The following is a 16162-nucleotide window of genomic DNA, read 5'->3' as shown; positions in this document are numbered from 1 at the left end:
GAATTTTCCGCTAATTTCCCCATCAGCAACCAAAAGGAACGCTCATGACCTTTCCCGAAGACTTTCCGATCACGTCACGCTGGGCTGCCCAGGACCCTTCGGTTCTACAGCTGTATTCCTTCCCCACGCCGAACGGGATCAAGGTCTCGATCATGCTGGAAGAGATCGGCCTGCCCTACGAGGCCCACACCGTGACCCTGGCTGACAAGGATGTGAAATCTCCCGAATTCCTGTCGCTGAACCCGAATAACAAAATCCCCGCGATCATTGATCCCGATGGCCCAGGCGGGCAGCCGCTGGGCCTGTGGGAATCCGGTGCGATCCTGATTTATCTGGCCGAAAAATCCGGCCAGTTGCTGCCCGAAAACCCGGCCGAGCGCTACAAGGTTATCCAGTGGGTGATGTTCCAGATGGGCGGCCTTGGGCCGATGCTGGGGCAGCTGGGCTTCTTTTTTGCCTTTGCGGGCAAGGACATCGAAGACCCTCGCCCGGTTGAACGCTATCTTAACGAGGCCAAGCGCCTGCTTTCTGTGATCGAGAAACAGCTGGATGGCCAGGACTGGATCTGCGGCGATTACTCGATTGCCGATATTGCGATTGCCCCGTGGCTGCGCGCGCTGGATTTCTATGAAGCGAAAGAGGCCGTCGCCTGGGATAGCTTCCCCAACACGGTCGCTTATCTGGATCGGTTCATGGCGCGCCCCGCCGCGCAGAAGGGCCTGAACATCCCCCCACGCGACGCATAATGCGGCGGCGGCATCTGGGCTCTGTCAGGTGCCGCCGGGCAAATCTCCCGTCAGTACATAGCGCAAAATCCGGACCACCTGAGCCGGCTCCTGGGTGACGGCCAGCGCGGCGGCGTCCACCTCTTTGAGCGCATGTTGATGCGCATCCCCGTGCAGCACGATCAGCGACTTGCCCAAGGCCGCCGCATAGCCCGCATCGAACGCCGCGTTCCACTGTTTGTACTTCTCGCCGAAACGCACCACGACAACATCCGCCTGCGCGATCAGACGGCGGGTGCGGATGGCGTTCAGCTTGGCGCCTTTGTGGTCGTGCCAGAATTTGTTCGGCTCGGCCCCCATGATGGCCACGCCGCAATCGTCGCTGGCATCGTGATCCGTCACCGGCGCGCTGAACGTCACGTCCAGCCCGGCCGAGCCCTCGATGATCTGTTCGCGCCAGTCAGTGTGGATTTCCCCGGACAGATAGACGTTCAAAGTCATGCGGTTCCCTTTCTTCGTATCCAGCAAAAAGGGGCCGTGCTGGCCCCTTTCGTTTCGCATATTCCCGCCGCCTTAGCCGCGCAGCTCGCCGCCGGTGGCTTTGCTGACCTTCTCAACGATCTTGGCCGCGACGGCCTCGATGTCTTTTTCCTTCAGCGTCTTGTCCGTCGGTTGCAGGCGCACGGTGATGGCGATGGATTTCTTACCCTCACCGAGCGAGCCACCGATGAACTGATCGAACACGCGCACTTCATCAATCAGCGCCTTATCGGCCCCGGCGGCGGCATTTACCAGGTTCAGCGCCTCAACCGTGTCATCCACAACAAAGGCGAAATCGCGCTCGACCGCTTGCAGATCGCTGATCTGCATCGCCGGGCGGGTTGCGGATTTCTTCTTGGGTTGCGGCACCTCATCGGGCCAGATCGTGAAGGCAACGGCAGGGCCTTTGACGCCCATTTCGGCCAGCACCTTGGGGTGCAGCTCGCCAAAGACGGCCAGCACCTTTTTCGGGCCCAGACAGATTTTCCCCGAGCGCCCCGGATGCCACCAGCCCTGCACACCGCGCAAAATCTGCACCTTGGCGGGGGCCCCGATGGCGGACAGGACGGCCTCGGCATCGGCCTTAGCGTCATAGACATCCACCGGGCGCGAGGCCCCATGCACATCCTTCGGCCCCGTGCGACCGACCAGCAGGCCGGTCACCAGATTGTGCTGCTCGCGCGGCTCGCCGCCATGGAAGGCAGGGCCGACCTCGAACAGGGCCATATCCATGAAACCGCGCGCCTGATTGCGAGCAGCGGCCTGCAACAGACCGGGCAGCAGAGCGGGGCGCAGGTGGCTCATCTCGCTGGAAATCGGGTTTTCCAGCATGGTTTCATCCGTGCCGCCGCCAAACAGCGCCGCCGATTTCTGATCAATGAACGAGTAGGTGACGCATTCATTGTACCCCAGCGCGGCCGTGGTCCGACGGGCGATCTGTTCGCGTTTTTGCGCAGTGGACAGGATCATTTCGGGCACGCCCGCATCAACGCGCGGCAAAGGCTGGCTTTGCAGCTTGGTCAGCGACACGACGCGCGCAACCTCTTCGACCAGATCGGCCTCGCCCATCACGTCGGGGCGCCAGCTGGGCACGTGAGCCTGATTGCCCTCCAGACGGAAGCCCAGCTTGGTCAGGATCTGACGCTGTTCGGATTCCGGAATTTCCATGCCCACCAGCGACTGAATGCGCGCGGCGTCCAGTTTATAGGCGCGGCTGACATCCGGCACAGCGCCGGCAACCACCACATCCGAGGCCTCGCCGCCGCACAGGTCCAGGATCATCTGGGTCGCGTCATCCAGCGCCTGCATGTTGTATTCAGGGTCGATCCCGCGCTCGTTGCGATAGCGCGCATCGGTGTTGATTTTCAGCGCGCGGCCGGTCATCGCGATTTGGATACGGTCCCAATATGCGGCCTCAAGGAACACATTCACCGTGTCCTCGGTGCAGCCCGAATGCAGCCCGCCCATGATGCCGCTGATGGATTCCACGCCAGTGTCATCCGAGATCACCACCTGGCCTTCGCCGAAGGTGTAGTCCTTCTCGTCCAGGCCCATCATCGTCTCACCGCCCTTGGTGCGGTGGACGCGCAGGTTGCCCTGCACCTTATCCGCATCGAACACATGCAGCGGGCGGTTGCGATCATAGGTGAAGAAGTTCGTCACATCCACCAAGGCCGAGATCGGACGCAACCCAATCGCGGTCAGACGATCCTGCAACCATTGCGGGCTGGGGCCGTTTTTCACCCCCTTGATCAAGCGACCGGCGAACACCTCGCAGCCGTTTTCGGCGGTGTCTTCGTCGATGGTGACGGTGATCGGGCACGGGTACTGGCCTTCGATATGGGCGGTCTTGGCGGGCTTCATCGTGCCCAGACCGCGCGCCGCCAGATCCAGCGCAATGCCGCGCACTCCCAGGGCATCAGGGCGGTTCGGCGTGATCGCAATGTCGATCACCGGGTCCACCTTGGCGGGGTCGTTTTCGGCCAGCCAATCGGTGAATTTCTGGCCCACCTCGCCCGAGGGCAGCTCGATAATGCCGTTATGTTCGTCCGACAGCTCCAGCTCGCGCTCGGACGCCATCATGCCGTGGCTTTCGACGCCGCGGATGTTGCCGACGCTGAGCGTGACATCAATACCGGGGACGTAATCGCCGGGTTTGCACAGAACCACGGTGATTCCTTCACGTGCGTTGGGCGCGCCGCAGACGATCTGCTTTTCGCCGTCATCCGTGTCCACCTTGCAGACGCGCAGACGGTCGGCATCGGGGTGCTGCTCGGCGTGTTTGACCTTGGCCAGCGTGAAACTGGCCAGTTTCGAGGCCGGGTCGATGACCTCTTCGACCTCAAGACCCAGATCGGTCAGGGCATAGAGGATGTCATCCAAAGAGGCCTCGGTCTCGAGGTGCTCTTTCAGCCAGGAGAGGGTGAATTTCATTGGTCGGTCTCCTTGTGGAGAGAATTCAGAATAGCGTTCAAGGCAATGTCACAAGCAGAGCGCCCGAACCGGGGTGGGTGCGGAACGCGCCCGCCCATGGGGGCGGGTCGGGCGCGGCGCGCGGCTGGTGCCACGCGCGAGCTTGTCGACATCATCACCGCGACAGCCCCCCATGCAGGGTCGGCACGTCCAGGCTGGCAAACCCGTAATGGCGCAGCCAGCGCAGGTCTGAGTCAAAGAAGGCGCGCAGGTCGGGGATGCCGTATTTCAGCATGGCCAGACGGTCGATCCCGATGCCGAAGGCAAAGCCCTGGTACACCTCGGGGTCGATGCCACCGGCGGCCAGCACCTTGGGGTGCACCATGCCGCTGCCCAGAACCTCCAGCCAGTCATCGCCTTCGCCCACCTTGACCGAGCCATTGTCCCAGCGGCACTGAATGTCCACCTCGGCCGAGGGTTCGGTGAACGGGAAATGCGAGGCGCGGAAGCGGGTTTTCACATCCGTCCCGAAGAAGGCCGAGAAGAACTCTTCCAGCACCCATTTCAGGTTCGCCATCGAGATGTTCTTATCCAGCGCCAGGCCTTCGACCTGGTGGAACATGGGCGTGTGGGTCTGGTCATAATCGCAGCGATAGACGCCACCCGGACAGATGATCCGAATGGGCGCGCCCTGCGCCTCCATCGAGCGGATCTGCACCGGGCTGGTATGGGTGCGCAGCACATGCGGCGGACGATTGTCGCCTTCCGCGCGGTGCATATAGAACGTGTCCATTTCCGCCCGCGCGGGGTGGTGGCCGGGGATGTTCAGCGCGTCGAAGTTATACCAATCGGTTTCCACGCGCGGGCCTTCGGCGACGGCGAAGCCCATGTCGGCGAAGATCGCGGTGACTTCCTCGGTGACTTGGCTGACGGGGTGGATGGTGCCCTGGCGCTGCGGACGGCCCGGCAGGGTCACATCCAGCCATTCGGTTTTCAGGCGTTCCTCCAGCGCGGCATCGGCCAGCGCGGATTTCTTCGCGGCCAGCGCGCTGTTGATCTCATCCTTGAGCGCGTTCAGCCTGGGGCCCATGACCTGCCGCTCTTCGGGGGTCATTTTACCCAGTTCACGCATTTTCAGGGCAACCTCGCCCTTTTTGCCAACGGCCTGAAGGCGGATGTCCTCCAGCGCGTTTTCATCACCGGCGCCCGAGATCGCGCCCAGATACTTGTCTCTCAGATCGTCCATCCGACCCTCCGTTTCCGTTGGACCCCTGTTACCAGCACCGGCCCAAAACGCAAGAAGCCGCGAGACCCCAAAAGGTCCGCGGCTTCAAACTTGTGTCACCCAAGGTTGGGTTTACGCGAGCGCGGCCTTCGCCTTTTCGACGATGGCACCAAAAGCGGCGGGCTCGTGTACGGCCAGATCGGCCAGAACTTTACGGTCCACTTCGACGCCGGCCAGGTTCAGGCCGTTGATGAAGCGCGAGTAGGTCAGAGCCTCGTCATGCGAGCGCACAGCTGCGTTGATCCGCTGGATCCACAGGGCGCGGAAATTCCGCTTGCGGTTCTTACGGTCACGGGTTGCGTACTGGTTCGCCTTGTCGACGGCCTGACGGGCCACCTTGAAGGTGTTTTTGCGACGGCCGTAATAGCCTTTTGCGGCCTTGACGACTTTCTTGTGACGGGCGTGGGTCGTGGTACCACCTTTAACGCGGGACATTGTCTAAATCTCCTCTTAGCGGTCGTAGGGCATGTAGCCCTTGACGATCTTGGCGTCGGGGGCGGACAGCGTGGTGTTGCCGCGTGCGTCGCGAATGAATTTCTTGGTGCGTTTGATCATGCCGTGGCGTTTGCCGGCCTGACCTGCCAGAACTTTACCCGTGGCAGTCACCTTAAAGCGCTTTTTGGCGCTCGACTTGGTCTTCATCTTGGGCATTTCCGTCTCCTTGTCTTTCAAAGTCTTTCAAACGGTTTGAACACGACTCGGCATGCCTCTTCGGCCGGTCGTGCAGACAGGGGGGTGCTATACTGGGGTCCGTTCCGTCTGGCAAGCCGATTCTTAGACGAATTTGCCGATGACGCGGATGATCAGTTCGGGGATTTCGTCAAAGCGGTAACCGCCCACCTGCTGCGAATGCGCCCACACCATCATTCCGCCCCCCAGAATCGCCACAACCGAGGCCACGCGGGGCACGTGCCCGTCGCTCCAGGCCGACACCATGGACGGGACCGAGAATATGGCGATGAAAAGCCCCATCACAAAGACTGTATCGGGATCCATGGGCGCTCCTTGGTTAACGTCAGGTCAGATTAACCTGGGTCGGTTGCATAAATCAAACGCTCCTCGCAGGGGGCGACGCGCAGAATATTAGTGGTGCCGGGCTGGTTGAAAGGCACGCCGGCGACCACCAGAATCTGATCCGCTTCGGTGGCAAAACCCTGTTCCCGCGCTGCCCGCGCCGCGTTGACAACCGCCTGTTTGAAGCGCTCGACCTCATCGGTCATCACGCAGTTGGTGCCCCAGCTCAGCGTCAGCCGATGCGCCGTTTCCCGCACCGAGGTCATCGCGATGATCGGCACGCGCGGACGTTCGCGCGCCGTCAGCAGGGCCGTCGTGCCCGACTGGGTGTAACAGCAGATCGCCTTGATTTCGGTGGTTTCCGCGATCTCGCGCGCGGCGGCCACGATGCCTTCGGCCACGGTGCTGCGATCCGCATGGCGCGAGGCCTCGATGATGGCGGTATAGGTGGGGTCGTTTTCCACCTCGACGGCGACGTCATTCATCGTGGTCACGGCCTCGATCGGGTAGTGCCCGGCGGCCGATTCCGCGCTGAGCATGATCGCATCCGTGCCCTCATAGATCGCGGTTGCAACATCTGACACCTCGGCCCGCGTGGGCATCGGGCTTTCGATCATGCTTTCCAGCATCTGCGTGGCCACGATCACCGGCTTGCCCACGGCGCGGCATTTGCGGATCAGGCGTTTCTGGATGGGCGGCACATTGCTGACCGGCAGTTCCACCCCCAGATCGCCACGCGCCACCATCACCCCATCGCTGACCTCTAGGATGTCATCGAAACATTTCACCGCCGCGGGTTTTTCAATCTTCGACAGGATCGCCGCGCGCCCGGCGGCCAGCGCGCGCGCTTCGGCCACGTCCTCGGGGCGCTGCACAAAGCTCAGCGCCAGCCAGTCCACACCCAGCGCGCAGACGAACTCCAGATCCGAGCGATCCTTGGCCGACAGCGCCGCCAGGGGCAGCACCACATCGGGCACATTCACGCCCTTGCGATTCGAGATCACACCGCCAGTGACGACAGTACATTCGGCAAAATCCGGCCCGCAATCGGCGACTTTCAGACGGATTTTCCCGTCATTGACCAGCAGGCTGGCGCCCACCTCCAGCGCGGCGAAAATCTCAGGATGAGGCAGGCAGACACGATCCGCCGTCCCCTCGGCCGGGTCCAGATCCAGGCGGAAGGACGCGCCCTCGGTCAGGTTCTCTTCGCTATTGGCAAAGACCCCGACCCGCAGCTTGGGCCCCTGCAAATCGGCCAGAATACCGATAGGACTGTTCAAATCCTGCTCAACCTGGCGGATGATCGCGTGACGCTCGGCGATTTCTGCGTGACTGCCGTGGCTCATGTTCAGGCGAAAGACATCCGCGCCGGCCTCGTGCAATTTGCGGATCATGTCGTAATCATCCGATGCGGGCCCCAGCGTGGCCACGATTTTCACATTGCGATGCCGTCTCATTCTGTCATCCATATTGCTTTGGCGCACAAAAGCGCAAAATTCCGTGTTACCGCTAACCATATCCGCACAGGACACAAGCGGCAATTCCATTCCCTGCCATTTTGCCCTACAGCGTCAGCAAAGGACGTGAAAGTTTAATGACCTACGAACCATATGAAATTCTAGGCGCAGATCGGCCCGCACGCTGGCTGATCACCTGCGATCATGCGGCCAATACGGTGCCGCCCTTCGTCAACGATGGCCAGCTGGGCCTGGCAGCAGGCGATATGAACCGCCACATCGCCTATGACGTGGGCGCCGCCGGCGTCACCCGCGCCCTGGCCGCCGAGCTGAACGCCCCCGCGATCCTGTCCAATTTCTCGCGCTTGGTGATTGATCCGAACCGGGGCGAGGACGACCCCACCCTCTTGATGCGCCTCTATGACGGCACGATCATCCCCGCCAACCGCCACGCCGACCAGGCCGAGCTGGAGCGCCGCCTGAACCGCTGCTACCGCCCCTATCACACGGCGCTGGCAAAACTGGCGGCGCGGCAGGAAAACACCGTGATCGTGTCCATGCACAGCTTTACCCGGCAGCTTCAGGGTCGTGCCCCACGCCCCTGGCATATTGGCATTCTCTATGCGGCAGACGCGCGGTTCTCGGTCCCGCTGATCCGGCGGCTGGAACAGGAACCAGACCTGTGCGTCGGCGAAAACGAACCCTATGGCGGCCACCTTCCCGGCGACGCCATCGCCCGCCACGCCATCGCCTATGAACGCCAGAACACCCTGATCGAGCTGCGCAATGACCTGATCGAAACCCAGGAGCAGCAGATCGCCTGGGCCAAGCGGCTGGCCCCCATCCTGACCGCCACCCTAAAAGATTGCAGCAGCTGACACCTACCCATCATCAACACCCCGGAGGAGCCCATGACCCAGATCGACGATCAAACCCGCCTCGAAATCGAAGCCGCCGCCTTTCGCACCCTGCGCGCACATCTGATGGAAAAACGCACCGACGTGCAGAACATCGACTTGATGAATCTGGCCGGATTCTGCCGCAACTGCCTGTCGCGCTGGTACCAAGAGGCCGCCAACGAACGCGGCATCGCCCTGACCAAAGAAGAGGCCCGCGAAATCTATTACGGTATGCCCTATGACGACTGGAAAACCCAATTCCAGACCGAGGCAGCCCCCGAAAAGCAAACCGCCTTCAAGACCGCCTTCGCGCAAAACGTCGGCGAGAGGAAATAACCCTCCCCTTCCGCACGCAGCCAGGACAGGGCAGGACAGGACATGGGGCGCACCTACAACAGACTTCACCGCCCCGCCTGCCCCCAGGCTTCTTTTTGATCCAAATACTCCCGCCGGAGGCGTCACCGCCACACCACACGCGCCTCAATCATCTGACGAAACATCGCTGCCGCAGCCTCGGGCACCGGACGATACGTCATGCCCAGCGCGCGCTTCGATTTGCCATTGTCCCCCCGCCACGAATGGCCAAAACAGCGGGCCACCGTCTTGCGAGTGATCCGACGGCTAACCATCGGTCCGACCAGCCATAACAAGGCCTTGGGCAAGACCCGCTCAGGGGCCGGACAATCGGGGAATTCGGCCTTCAAAGCCCGCGCGATGTCCAGAAAACGATACACATCCTCGAACACCATGTGGCGCCCCTCGGCATCGGGCTCGAACCCGGCGCGCAGATGCGCCTGCGCCACATCGCGCACATCCACCATCCCGATCTCATAGGCCGGCACGCCTGATCTGAACGTCCCGTCCCCAAGCTGACGGATCAGATCAAAGGACTCGGACCCATGCGGCCCAGCCACGCCCGGCCCGACCACCAGACCGGGGTTGACCACCACCAGATCCCAACGCCCCTGCGCATTCGCCATCTCCCATGCGGCCCCCTCGGCCAGGGTTTTGGAATAGGCATAGGGCTGATGCGCCCGGCTGGACGAGGTGTTCCAGTAGGCCTCGGTCAGGACGCCGCCGGGAATGTCCCGCAAATCGGCCTGATCGCCAAACATGGCCGCAACCGAGCCGGTCAGCACCACCCGGCGCACGGTTGGGCTGCGATTGACGCTGCCCAGCACATTCCGCGTGCCCTTCAAAGCCGGGTCAATCAGATCGCGCTGCGGATCCTGACTATCCGACCGGAACGGCGAGGCCGTGTGAAACACCACCGCGCAGCCCTGCATCGCCACATCATAGGATCCGTCCAGCAACAGATCCGCACGAAACAGGCTTAGCGTGCCGGGCAGACGCTCTGCCATCCTGATCAACGCAGCGGCCTGCGCGCCCTGTGGGTCACGCACGGGGGCGTGGACAGTCAGACCTTGTTCCAGCAAGCGTTTCACCAGCCACCCGGCCACATAGCCCGTGGCCCCCGTCACCATCACCGGGCTTATCTTAGACCTATCCGTCGCTATCTGCATCTGCCTTCCCCAAACGGAAAACGGCGCCCCGATGGGACGCCGCCAAAGACCGTCAGCCGCGGATCAAATCCCGGCCTTGATGCTTTCATCCAGGTAAATCTCGCGCAGACGCGGGGCCACCTTGCCCACTGTGCCGCCGCCAATCGCCACGCCGTCGATTTCCACCACCGGCATCACAAAGGCCGAGGCCGAAGTGAAAAACGCCTCATCCGCGTTCTGCGCCTCTTCGATGGTAAAGGGCCGCTCTTCGACCTCCATCTGTGCCTCGCGGGCGAATTTCAGCACGGCGGCGCGGGTGATCCCATGCAGAATGTCCGTGCCCAGGTTCCGCGTGATGATCTTACCGTCCTTGACGATATACGTGTTGTTGCTGGTGCCCTCGGTGACAAAGCCATCCTCGACCAGCCACGCGTCATCGCAGCCCGCCTTCTTGGCCATCATTTTCCCCATCGAGGGATACAGCAGCTGCACCGTCTTGATGTCACGGCGGCCCCAGCGGATGTCCTCGATCGAGATCACCTTGACGCCCTGCTTGGCCACGGGGTTGTCGGCCAGACCGGGCTTGTTCTGGGTGAACAGCACCACACCGGGACGGGTGGTTTCGGGATCAGGAAAGGCGAAATCACGATCGCCAGCCGAGCCGCGCGTGACTTGCAGATACACCATACCCTCTTCGATGCCGTTTTCAGCGACCAGCTTGCGGTGGATCTCAAGCAGATCGTCGAATTCGGGGGGCTTGGGCAGGTCCAGCTCGTTCAGCGAGCGCTCCAGCCGTTTGGCATGGCCGTCAAAATCGATCAGCTTACCGCCCAGAACGCTGGTCACCTCATAGACGCCATCCGCCATCAGAAACGCCCGGTCAAAGATCGAGATTTTCGCCTCGTCCTCGGGCAAATACTCTCCGTTCACATAAACAGTGCGGGTCATGGGCGTCTCCTTTGCTGGGCCGGGCTGTCACCGACATTTCGTTTCTTGTGCTACCCAAAACTTATCGCAGCCCCGGATGCAAGCGATTGGGCACAGGCAACGCGTAAAATCAGCCATGAATGCGTGCCAATGGGCTGTGCGGACCACAAAGCATCACCCCCATAGCGCGGCACTCGGAGGATGCACCCCCGCCGCATCAAAGCGCAACGCATTGTCCCGGTCTTCGGCCAACAGCAAAGGCCCGTCCAGATCTGTGATCATCGCCCCCTGCGCCACCAACGTCGCCGGAGCCATCGCCAAGGACGAGCCCACCATACAGCCAACCATCACCTGATACCCCTCGCGCAGCGCCTGATCGCGCAGCGCCAGAGCCTCAGTCAGACCGCCGGCCTTATCCAGCTTGATGTTCACCACATCGTACTTCCCCTTCAGCGCGGGCAGGCTGGCGCGATCATGACAGCTTTCATCGGCACAGACCGGCACCGGCCGTGCCATCCCGATCAGCGCATCGTCCTGACCGGCAGGCAAGGGCTGCTCCACCAAAGCCACCCCCAAACGCACCAGATGCGGCGCCAGATCGGCATAAACCTCCGCACTCCAGCCCTCGTTTGCATCCACGATGATCCGCGCATCCGGCGCTCCCGCCCGAACCGCCTCCAGCCGGGGCATGTCATCCGGCGTTCCCAGCTTGATCTTCAACAACGGGCGAAACGCGTTCTTCTGCGCCTGCGCGCGCATTTCATCGGGCGCAGCCAGCGACAGAGTATAAGCCGTCACCTCAGCCCCCGGAGCCGGCAACCCCGCCAGGCTCCACACCCGCTTGCCCGCCGCCTTCGCCTCCCAGTCCCACAGCGCACAGTCCACCGCATTCCGCGCCGCGCCAGCAGGCAACAAATCCTGCAAGCCCGTCCGGGACACCTCACTCGGCAACCCCAGAATCTCTTGCGTCACCGTTTCCAAAGTCTCGCCATAACGCGCATAGGGCACACATTCCCCCCAGCCGCTCACCCCGTCACGCTCCACCCGCACGGTCAACACCTGCGCCTCGGTCCGGCTGCCGCGCGAAATGGTAAACACCTGCGCCAGAGGAAACACATCCCGCTCCACGGTAATCGTCATCCGCCCCGCCCCGCTTCTTTCTGATCTCAAATACTCACTGCACCGGCCCACCCAAACCGCGGGCCGTCCGTCATTTCATCAGATCGCCGCCAAAGCGTCCACCAGCTTACCCGCGCCGAAACGGAACGGATCGGTCGCCGGCAGGCCCAGATCGGCCTCCACCCCGGCGAGATAGTCCAGCGCCTCCGCTTCGCTCATATGCTGCGTGTTGATCGCATAGCCCACAACCTGCGCATCCGGATTCGCCACCCGCGCCAGAGACAAAGCCATATCCCGCACCGCCTCAAGACTGGGCAGGCTGTATCCGGGCAAACCGCGCATATGCGCGCGGGTCGGCTCGTGACAGACCACCAGCGCGTCCGGCTGTCCGCCATGAATCAGCGCCATGGTCACACCTGAATAGGACACATGGAACAGGCTGCCCTGGCCCTCGATGATGTCCCAGTGATCCGGGTCATTATCCGGCGTGATATACTCGATGGATCCGGCCATGAAATCGGCAATCACCGCATCCAGAGGCACCCCGTCACCTGTAATCAGAATCCCCGTCTGCCCTGTGGCGCGAAAATCGGCCTTCATCCCGCGCGCGCGCATTTCCTTTTCCAGACACAGCGCGGTGTACATCTTCCCGACCGAGCAATCCGTCCCCACGGCCAGTACGCGTTTGCCCGTCCGCTTGACGCCATTGGCGATCGGATAGTCCACCTCGGGCACCCGCACATCATGCAGCGCGCGGCCGCAGGCCTCGGCCACGGCGACCAGATCGGGCTCGTCCTTCAGCAGATTATGCAGGCCGCTGGCCAGATCGAAGCCCTCTTCCAGCGCGGTCACCAGCACCTTTTTCCACGCGGGGCTGATCACCCCACCCCGGTTGGCCACGCCGATCACCAGCGTTTTCGCCCCGGCGGCCCTGGCCTGTTGCAGGGACATGTCGGTCAGGCCCATGTCCGCCTTGCAGCCCTCCATCCGGAACTGGCCGACAGCGAATTCCGGGCGCCAGTCCTTGATGCCCTGCGCCACTTTGGCGGCCAGCTGATCGGGCGCGTCGCCCAGGAACAGAAGATACGGAGTCTCAATCATGTCACGGCCCTTTGCGGATATTTGTCACCGCCAAGTGTTCCGGTTTCAGACGGGCAAGTGTTTGCAAATGCAGAAGCGGATTCGCCACAAGCGCAAGATTCTTCGAATTTGCCCCCGAAATTTCGAAGAAATCCCCTCTGCCCCATGGGCACCATACCCCGCACACGCCGCAGCGCGGCATGATGTGCCGCAGTCGCAAAATAAGCTTGCGAATATTCGCGCAATTTAATAACCCTCACCACCAGAATTACGTAATTTCCTTACCCGAAAGGTCTGCACATGAGCTTCCGCCTTCAGCCCACGCCGATTGCCCGCCCGAACCGCTGCCAGCTGTTTGGACCGGGCTCGAACACCAAATTGTTTGCAAAGATGGCCGCCTCGGCGGCGGACGTGATCAACCTGGATCTCGAAGATTCGGTTGCGCCCTCTGACAAAGACGCCGCCCGCGCCAATATCATTCAGGCGATCAGCGAATATGACTGGGGCAACAAAACCCTGTCGGTGCGCATTAACTCTTTGGACACACCCTATTGGTACAAGGACGTCGTGGATCTGCTGGAACAGGCAGGTGAACGCCTGGATCAGATCATGATCCCCAAGGTCGGCTGCGCCGAGGACATCTATGCCGTGGACGCGCTGGTCACCGCGATCGAGGCCGCAAAGGGCCGCACCAAGAAGATCAACTTCGAGGTGATCATCGAATCGGCTGCCGGCATCGCTCATGTCGAGGAAATCGCCGCCGCCTCGCCGCGTCTGGTGGCCATGTCGCTGGGCGCTGCGGATTTCGCGGCCTCGATGGGGATGCAGACCACCGGCATCGGCGGCACGCAGGAAAACTACTACATGCTGCGCGACGGCGTGAAGCACTGGTCCGATCCGTGGCACTGGGCGCAGGCCGCCATCGTTGCCGCCTGCCGCACCCATGGCGTTCTGCCGGTGGACGGGCCCTTTGGCGATTTCTCGGATGATGAGGGCTATATCGCGCAGGCGAAACGCTCGGCCACGCTGGGCATGGTGGGCAAATGGGCGATCCACCCCAAGCAGATCGCGCTGGCCAACCAGGTGTTCACCCCGTCGGAGGAAGACGTCACCGAAGCGCGCGAGATTCTGGCCGCGATGGAGCAAGCCAAGGCCAATGGCGAAGGCGCGACGGTTTACAAGGGGCGTTTGGTGGACATCGCCTCGATCAAACAGGCTGAGGTGATCGTCGCCCAGGCCGAGCTGATCGCAAACAGCTAAGACCGAGCGCCATAAGAATTGGGAAAGGGGGCCTGAGCGGCCCCCTTTTTTTTCTTGCCGCCGCCGTAGCGCCCATTTGAGTATTTGAAGAGCAAAGAAGCGGGTCAGGCGCGGTCGTCCTTGGGGGAGCCCATCACGACAAAAGAGGTGATCGCCGCCACCTGAGGCAAAGTGCCCAGAACGTCAGTGTGGAACCGTTTGTAGGCCACCAGATCGGCGGCCTCGATGCGCAGAAGGTATTCGCGCTCGCCGGTGATGTTGTGACATTCACGGACCTCGGGGGCCAGTGCGATGGAGCGTTCGAAGCTTTCCTGTGCGTCTTTGGTGTGCCTGCTGAGCCCCACCGTGACATAGGCCACGAACCCCACCCCCATGGCCTGCGGGTTCAGCACGGCACGGTAGCCCGAAATCACCCCGGCGCGCTCGAGCTCTTGTACCCGGCGCAGGCAGGCCGATGGCGACAGGCCGACGCGCTCGGCCAGTTCAAGGTTACTGATCCGCCCATCCCGAGACAGGTGGCGCAATATTTCCTGATTTTTATGGTCTATCTTCGTCATTTGTTGTGAATTTTGCCTGATGATCGTCAAGTTTTCAATTTCAATGCGTCAGTTCCGCAATATTCAAGTGCAATGAGTTATGACATACTGACCGCGCTTGCGGGATTTGCCTTTGTGACTTCGATCACGCCCGGACCGAACAACCTGATGCTGATGGCGTCGGGGGCGAATTACGGATTTCGCCGCTCCATTCCGCATATGCTGGGGATCGGGATCGGGTTTACGGTGATGGTGATCGTCGTGGGCCTGGGGCTGATGCAGGTTTTCGATGCTCTGCCGCTGAGCTATGTGATTCTGAAATACGCGGGCATGGCCTATCTGTTGTGGCTGGCCTGGAAGATCGCCACGTCAGAGATGCCCGACACACGTGCCGCTCAGGGACGCCCGATGAGATTCATTGAGGCTGCATTGTTTCAGTGGGTCAACCCCAAGGCCTGGCAGATGGCGCTGACCGCGATCACGCTTTATGCGCCCGAGCGGACGTTTGTGTCGATCCTGCTGGTGGGCGGGGTTTTTGGCATGATCAACCTGCCCAGCGTCAGCACCTGGACTGTTCTGGGGCAGCAGATGCGGCGCATCCTGTCCAGCCACCGTCGGCTGATCGCATTCAATTGGACGATGGCGCTACTTCTTGTGGCGACTCTGGTTCCGGTCATGTAACGTGGGGGAATGCACCTGACTTGTTTGCATACGGCTCATGTCCATTGCGCCACGTTTGACGGCCTGAGGGACCGGATCACTCCGGGCACCGAGATTGAGCACATCGTTCGCAAGGATTGGCTGGAACGGGCGCAATCCGGCATTGATTCTGACCTGGAAGCAGAAATCACCGCCGAGATTGAGGCCATCGAAACCCCGGTGATTTGCACCTGTACCACCCTTGGCAAAGTGGCCGAAGAAGCAGGGGCCATCCGCATCGACCGGCCGATGATGCAGCGGGCGGCCGAAACCGCCGGAGATGTGCTGCTGGCCTATGCGCTCAAATCTACCGAGACCCCCAGCAACGATCTGCTGCGCGAGGAAATGGAGAAGGCGCGCAGCCCCTATCAGATCGCGCCCCTGTTGCTGGACCGGCACTGGCCTTTGTTCGAATCCGGGCGGCCTCATGCTTTTGCCCGCGGGATCGCGATGGATATTCGTGCCGCCCTGACGCAGCGCAGTGGGATACGCGCGGTTGTGCTGGCCCAGGCCTCGATGGCGGGGGCGGCGATGTTGCTGTCGGATCTGAACGTGCCGGTGCTGGCCTCGCCGGTACTGGCGCTCAAGGCTGGGCTGTCGCAGCTATAGGCCGCACGCCTCTGGCCCGAATTGCAGCCCTGAAATCATGCTGTGTTGCATCCGGACGCTGGGGAAGCCATATATCACCCCAACCACGGTGGAGAACG

Annotated in this window: 18 protein-coding genes; 6 read left to right on the top strand and 12 right to left on the bottom strand. The window is 61.8% G+C overall.

Translation table 11 applies throughout. From position 1 onward, the window contains the following. Positions 1 to 44 precede the first annotated feature (44 nt). Positions 45 to 746 (top strand): glutathione S-transferase family protein, encoded by a 702-nt coding sequence (locus ACP15O_RS10960; protein WP_425096138.1) that lies wholly within the window; start codon positions 45 to 47, stop codon positions 744 to 746. 24 nt (positions 747 to 770) lie between these two features. Here the strand turns inward: ACP15O_RS10960 and ACP15O_RS10955 are convergent, their stop codons facing one another. The 7 genes from ACP15O_RS10955 to pyk form a co-directional block, all read right to left on the bottom strand. After that, positions 771 to 1226, bottom strand: a complete 456-nt coding sequence (locus tag ACP15O_RS10955) for a YtoQ family protein (RefSeq protein WP_425096137.1) — start codon at positions 1224 to 1226, stop codon at positions 771 to 773. Positions 1227 to 1298: 72 nt separating this feature from the next. Further along, positions 1299 to 3698: a phenylalanine--tRNA ligase subunit beta gene (gene pheT, locus ACP15O_RS10950; RefSeq protein WP_425096136.1), complete on the bottom strand. Its 2400-nt coding sequence runs from the start codon at positions 3696 to 3698 to the stop codon at positions 1299 to 1301. Positions 3699 to 3852: 154 nt separating this feature from the next. Then, on the bottom strand, positions 3853 to 4923 hold the full coding sequence (gene pheS / locus ACP15O_RS10945; protein WP_425096135.1) for a phenylalanine--tRNA ligase subunit alpha: 1071 nt from the start codon (positions 4921 to 4923) through the stop codon (positions 3853 to 3855). Positions 4924 to 5034: 111 nt separating this feature from the next. Beyond that, positions 5035 to 5397, bottom strand: coding sequence for a 50S ribosomal protein L20 (gene rplT, locus ACP15O_RS10940; RefSeq protein ID WP_425096134.1), 363 nt, complete (start codon positions 5395 to 5397; stop codon positions 5035 to 5037). Between the two features lie 15 nt (positions 5398 to 5412). Then, on the bottom strand, positions 5413 to 5613 hold the full coding sequence (gene rpmI / locus ACP15O_RS10935) for a 50S ribosomal protein L35 (protein WP_010443552.1): 201 nt from the start codon (positions 5611 to 5613) through the stop codon (positions 5413 to 5415). Positions 5614 to 5736: 123 nt separating this feature from the next. Continuing rightward, entirely contained in the window at positions 5737 to 5958 is a 222-nt protein-coding gene (locus ACP15O_RS10930; protein WP_425096133.1) for a hypothetical protein, read from the bottom strand. Positions 5959 to 5987: 29 nt separating this feature from the next. Continuing rightward, positions 5988 to 7433 carry a pyruvate kinase gene (gene pyk / locus ACP15O_RS10925; RefSeq protein WP_425096132.1) on the bottom strand — a complete coding sequence of 482 codons (1446 nt, stop codon included), beginning with the start codon at positions 7431 to 7433 and terminating at the stop codon, positions 5988 to 5990. A 137-nt stretch (positions 7434 to 7570) separates the two neighbouring features. On the opposite strand from pyk, the gene ACP15O_RS10920 reads away from it, so the two are divergent. Together ACP15O_RS10920 and ACP15O_RS10915 are read left to right on the top strand one after the other, a co-directional pair. After that, positions 7571 to 8311, top strand: a complete 741-nt coding sequence (locus tag ACP15O_RS10920) for an N-formylglutamate amidohydrolase (protein ID WP_425096131.1) — start codon at positions 7571 to 7573, stop codon at positions 8309 to 8311. Between the two features lie 42 nt (positions 8312 to 8353). Continuing rightward, positions 8354 to 8668, top strand: a complete 315-nt coding sequence (locus ACP15O_RS10915) for a DUF1244 domain-containing protein (RefSeq protein WP_425096289.1) — start codon at positions 8354 to 8356, stop codon at positions 8666 to 8668. 122 nt (positions 8669 to 8790) lie between these two features. On the opposite strand, the gene ACP15O_RS10910 is transcribed toward ACP15O_RS10915, so the two are convergent. The 4 genes from ACP15O_RS10910 to dgcN form a co-directional block, all read right to left on the bottom strand. Further along, positions 8791 to 9855, bottom strand: a complete 1065-nt coding sequence (locus ACP15O_RS10910; RefSeq protein WP_425096130.1) for an NAD-dependent epimerase/dehydratase family protein — start codon at positions 9853 to 9855, stop codon at positions 8791 to 8793. A gap of 63 nt (positions 9856 to 9918) precedes the next feature. Continuing rightward, positions 9919 to 10782, bottom strand: coding sequence for a D-amino-acid transaminase (locus ACP15O_RS10905; RefSeq protein WP_425096129.1), 864 nt, complete (start codon positions 10780 to 10782; stop codon positions 9919 to 9921). 153 nt (positions 10783 to 10935) lie between these two features. Then, positions 10936 to 11901, bottom strand: a complete 966-nt coding sequence (gene dgcA, locus ACP15O_RS10900) for an N-acetyl-D-Glu racemase DgcA (protein ID WP_425096128.1) — start codon at positions 11899 to 11901, stop codon at positions 10936 to 10938. A 78-nt stretch (positions 11902 to 11979) separates the two neighbouring features. Next, positions 11980 to 12981, bottom strand: a complete 1002-nt coding sequence (dgcN, locus tag ACP15O_RS10895) for an N-acetyltransferase DgcN (RefSeq protein ID WP_425096127.1) — start codon at positions 12979 to 12981, stop codon at positions 11980 to 11982. Positions 12982 to 13260: 279 nt separating this feature from the next. On the opposite strand from dgcN, the gene ACP15O_RS10890 reads away from it, so the two are divergent. Then, a complete protein-coding gene (locus ACP15O_RS10890) occupies positions 13261 to 14220 on the top strand; it encodes an L-malyl-CoA/beta-methylmalyl-CoA lyase (protein ID WP_425096126.1) in 960 nt (319 codons plus the stop codon). A 104-nt stretch (positions 14221 to 14324) separates the two neighbouring features. Here the strand turns inward: ACP15O_RS10890 and ACP15O_RS10885 are convergent, their stop codons facing one another. Next, the gene (locus tag ACP15O_RS10885; RefSeq protein WP_425096124.1) at positions 14325 to 14777 is read right to left on the bottom strand and encodes an Lrp/AsnC family transcriptional regulator; all 453 of its coding nucleotides are present in this window, start codon (positions 14775 to 14777) and stop codon (positions 14325 to 14327) included. 72 nt (positions 14778 to 14849) lie between these two features. Here ACP15O_RS10885 and ACP15O_RS10880 point away from each other — a divergent pair, with 72 nt between their 5' ends. Then, a complete protein-coding gene (locus tag ACP15O_RS10880; protein WP_425096123.1) occupies positions 14850 to 15437 on the top strand; it encodes a LysE family translocator in 588 nt (195 codons plus the stop codon). A gap of 9 nt (positions 15438 to 15446) precedes the next feature. Continuing rightward, positions 15447 to 16064: a hypothetical protein gene (locus tag ACP15O_RS10875; RefSeq protein ID WP_425096122.1), complete on the top strand. Its 618-nt coding sequence runs from the start codon at positions 15447 to 15449 to the stop codon at positions 16062 to 16064. Positions 16065 to 16162: the final 98 nt, after the last annotated feature.

It is taken from the genome of Youngimonas ophiurae (nom. illeg.), assembly GCF_049803795.1.
Classification (GTDB): Bacteria; Pseudomonadota; Alphaproteobacteria; order Rhodobacterales; family Rhodobacteraceae; genus Thalassobius.
Note: the sequence above shows the minus strand (reverse complement) of the source record. Positions and strands in the feature narration are given on the sequence as shown.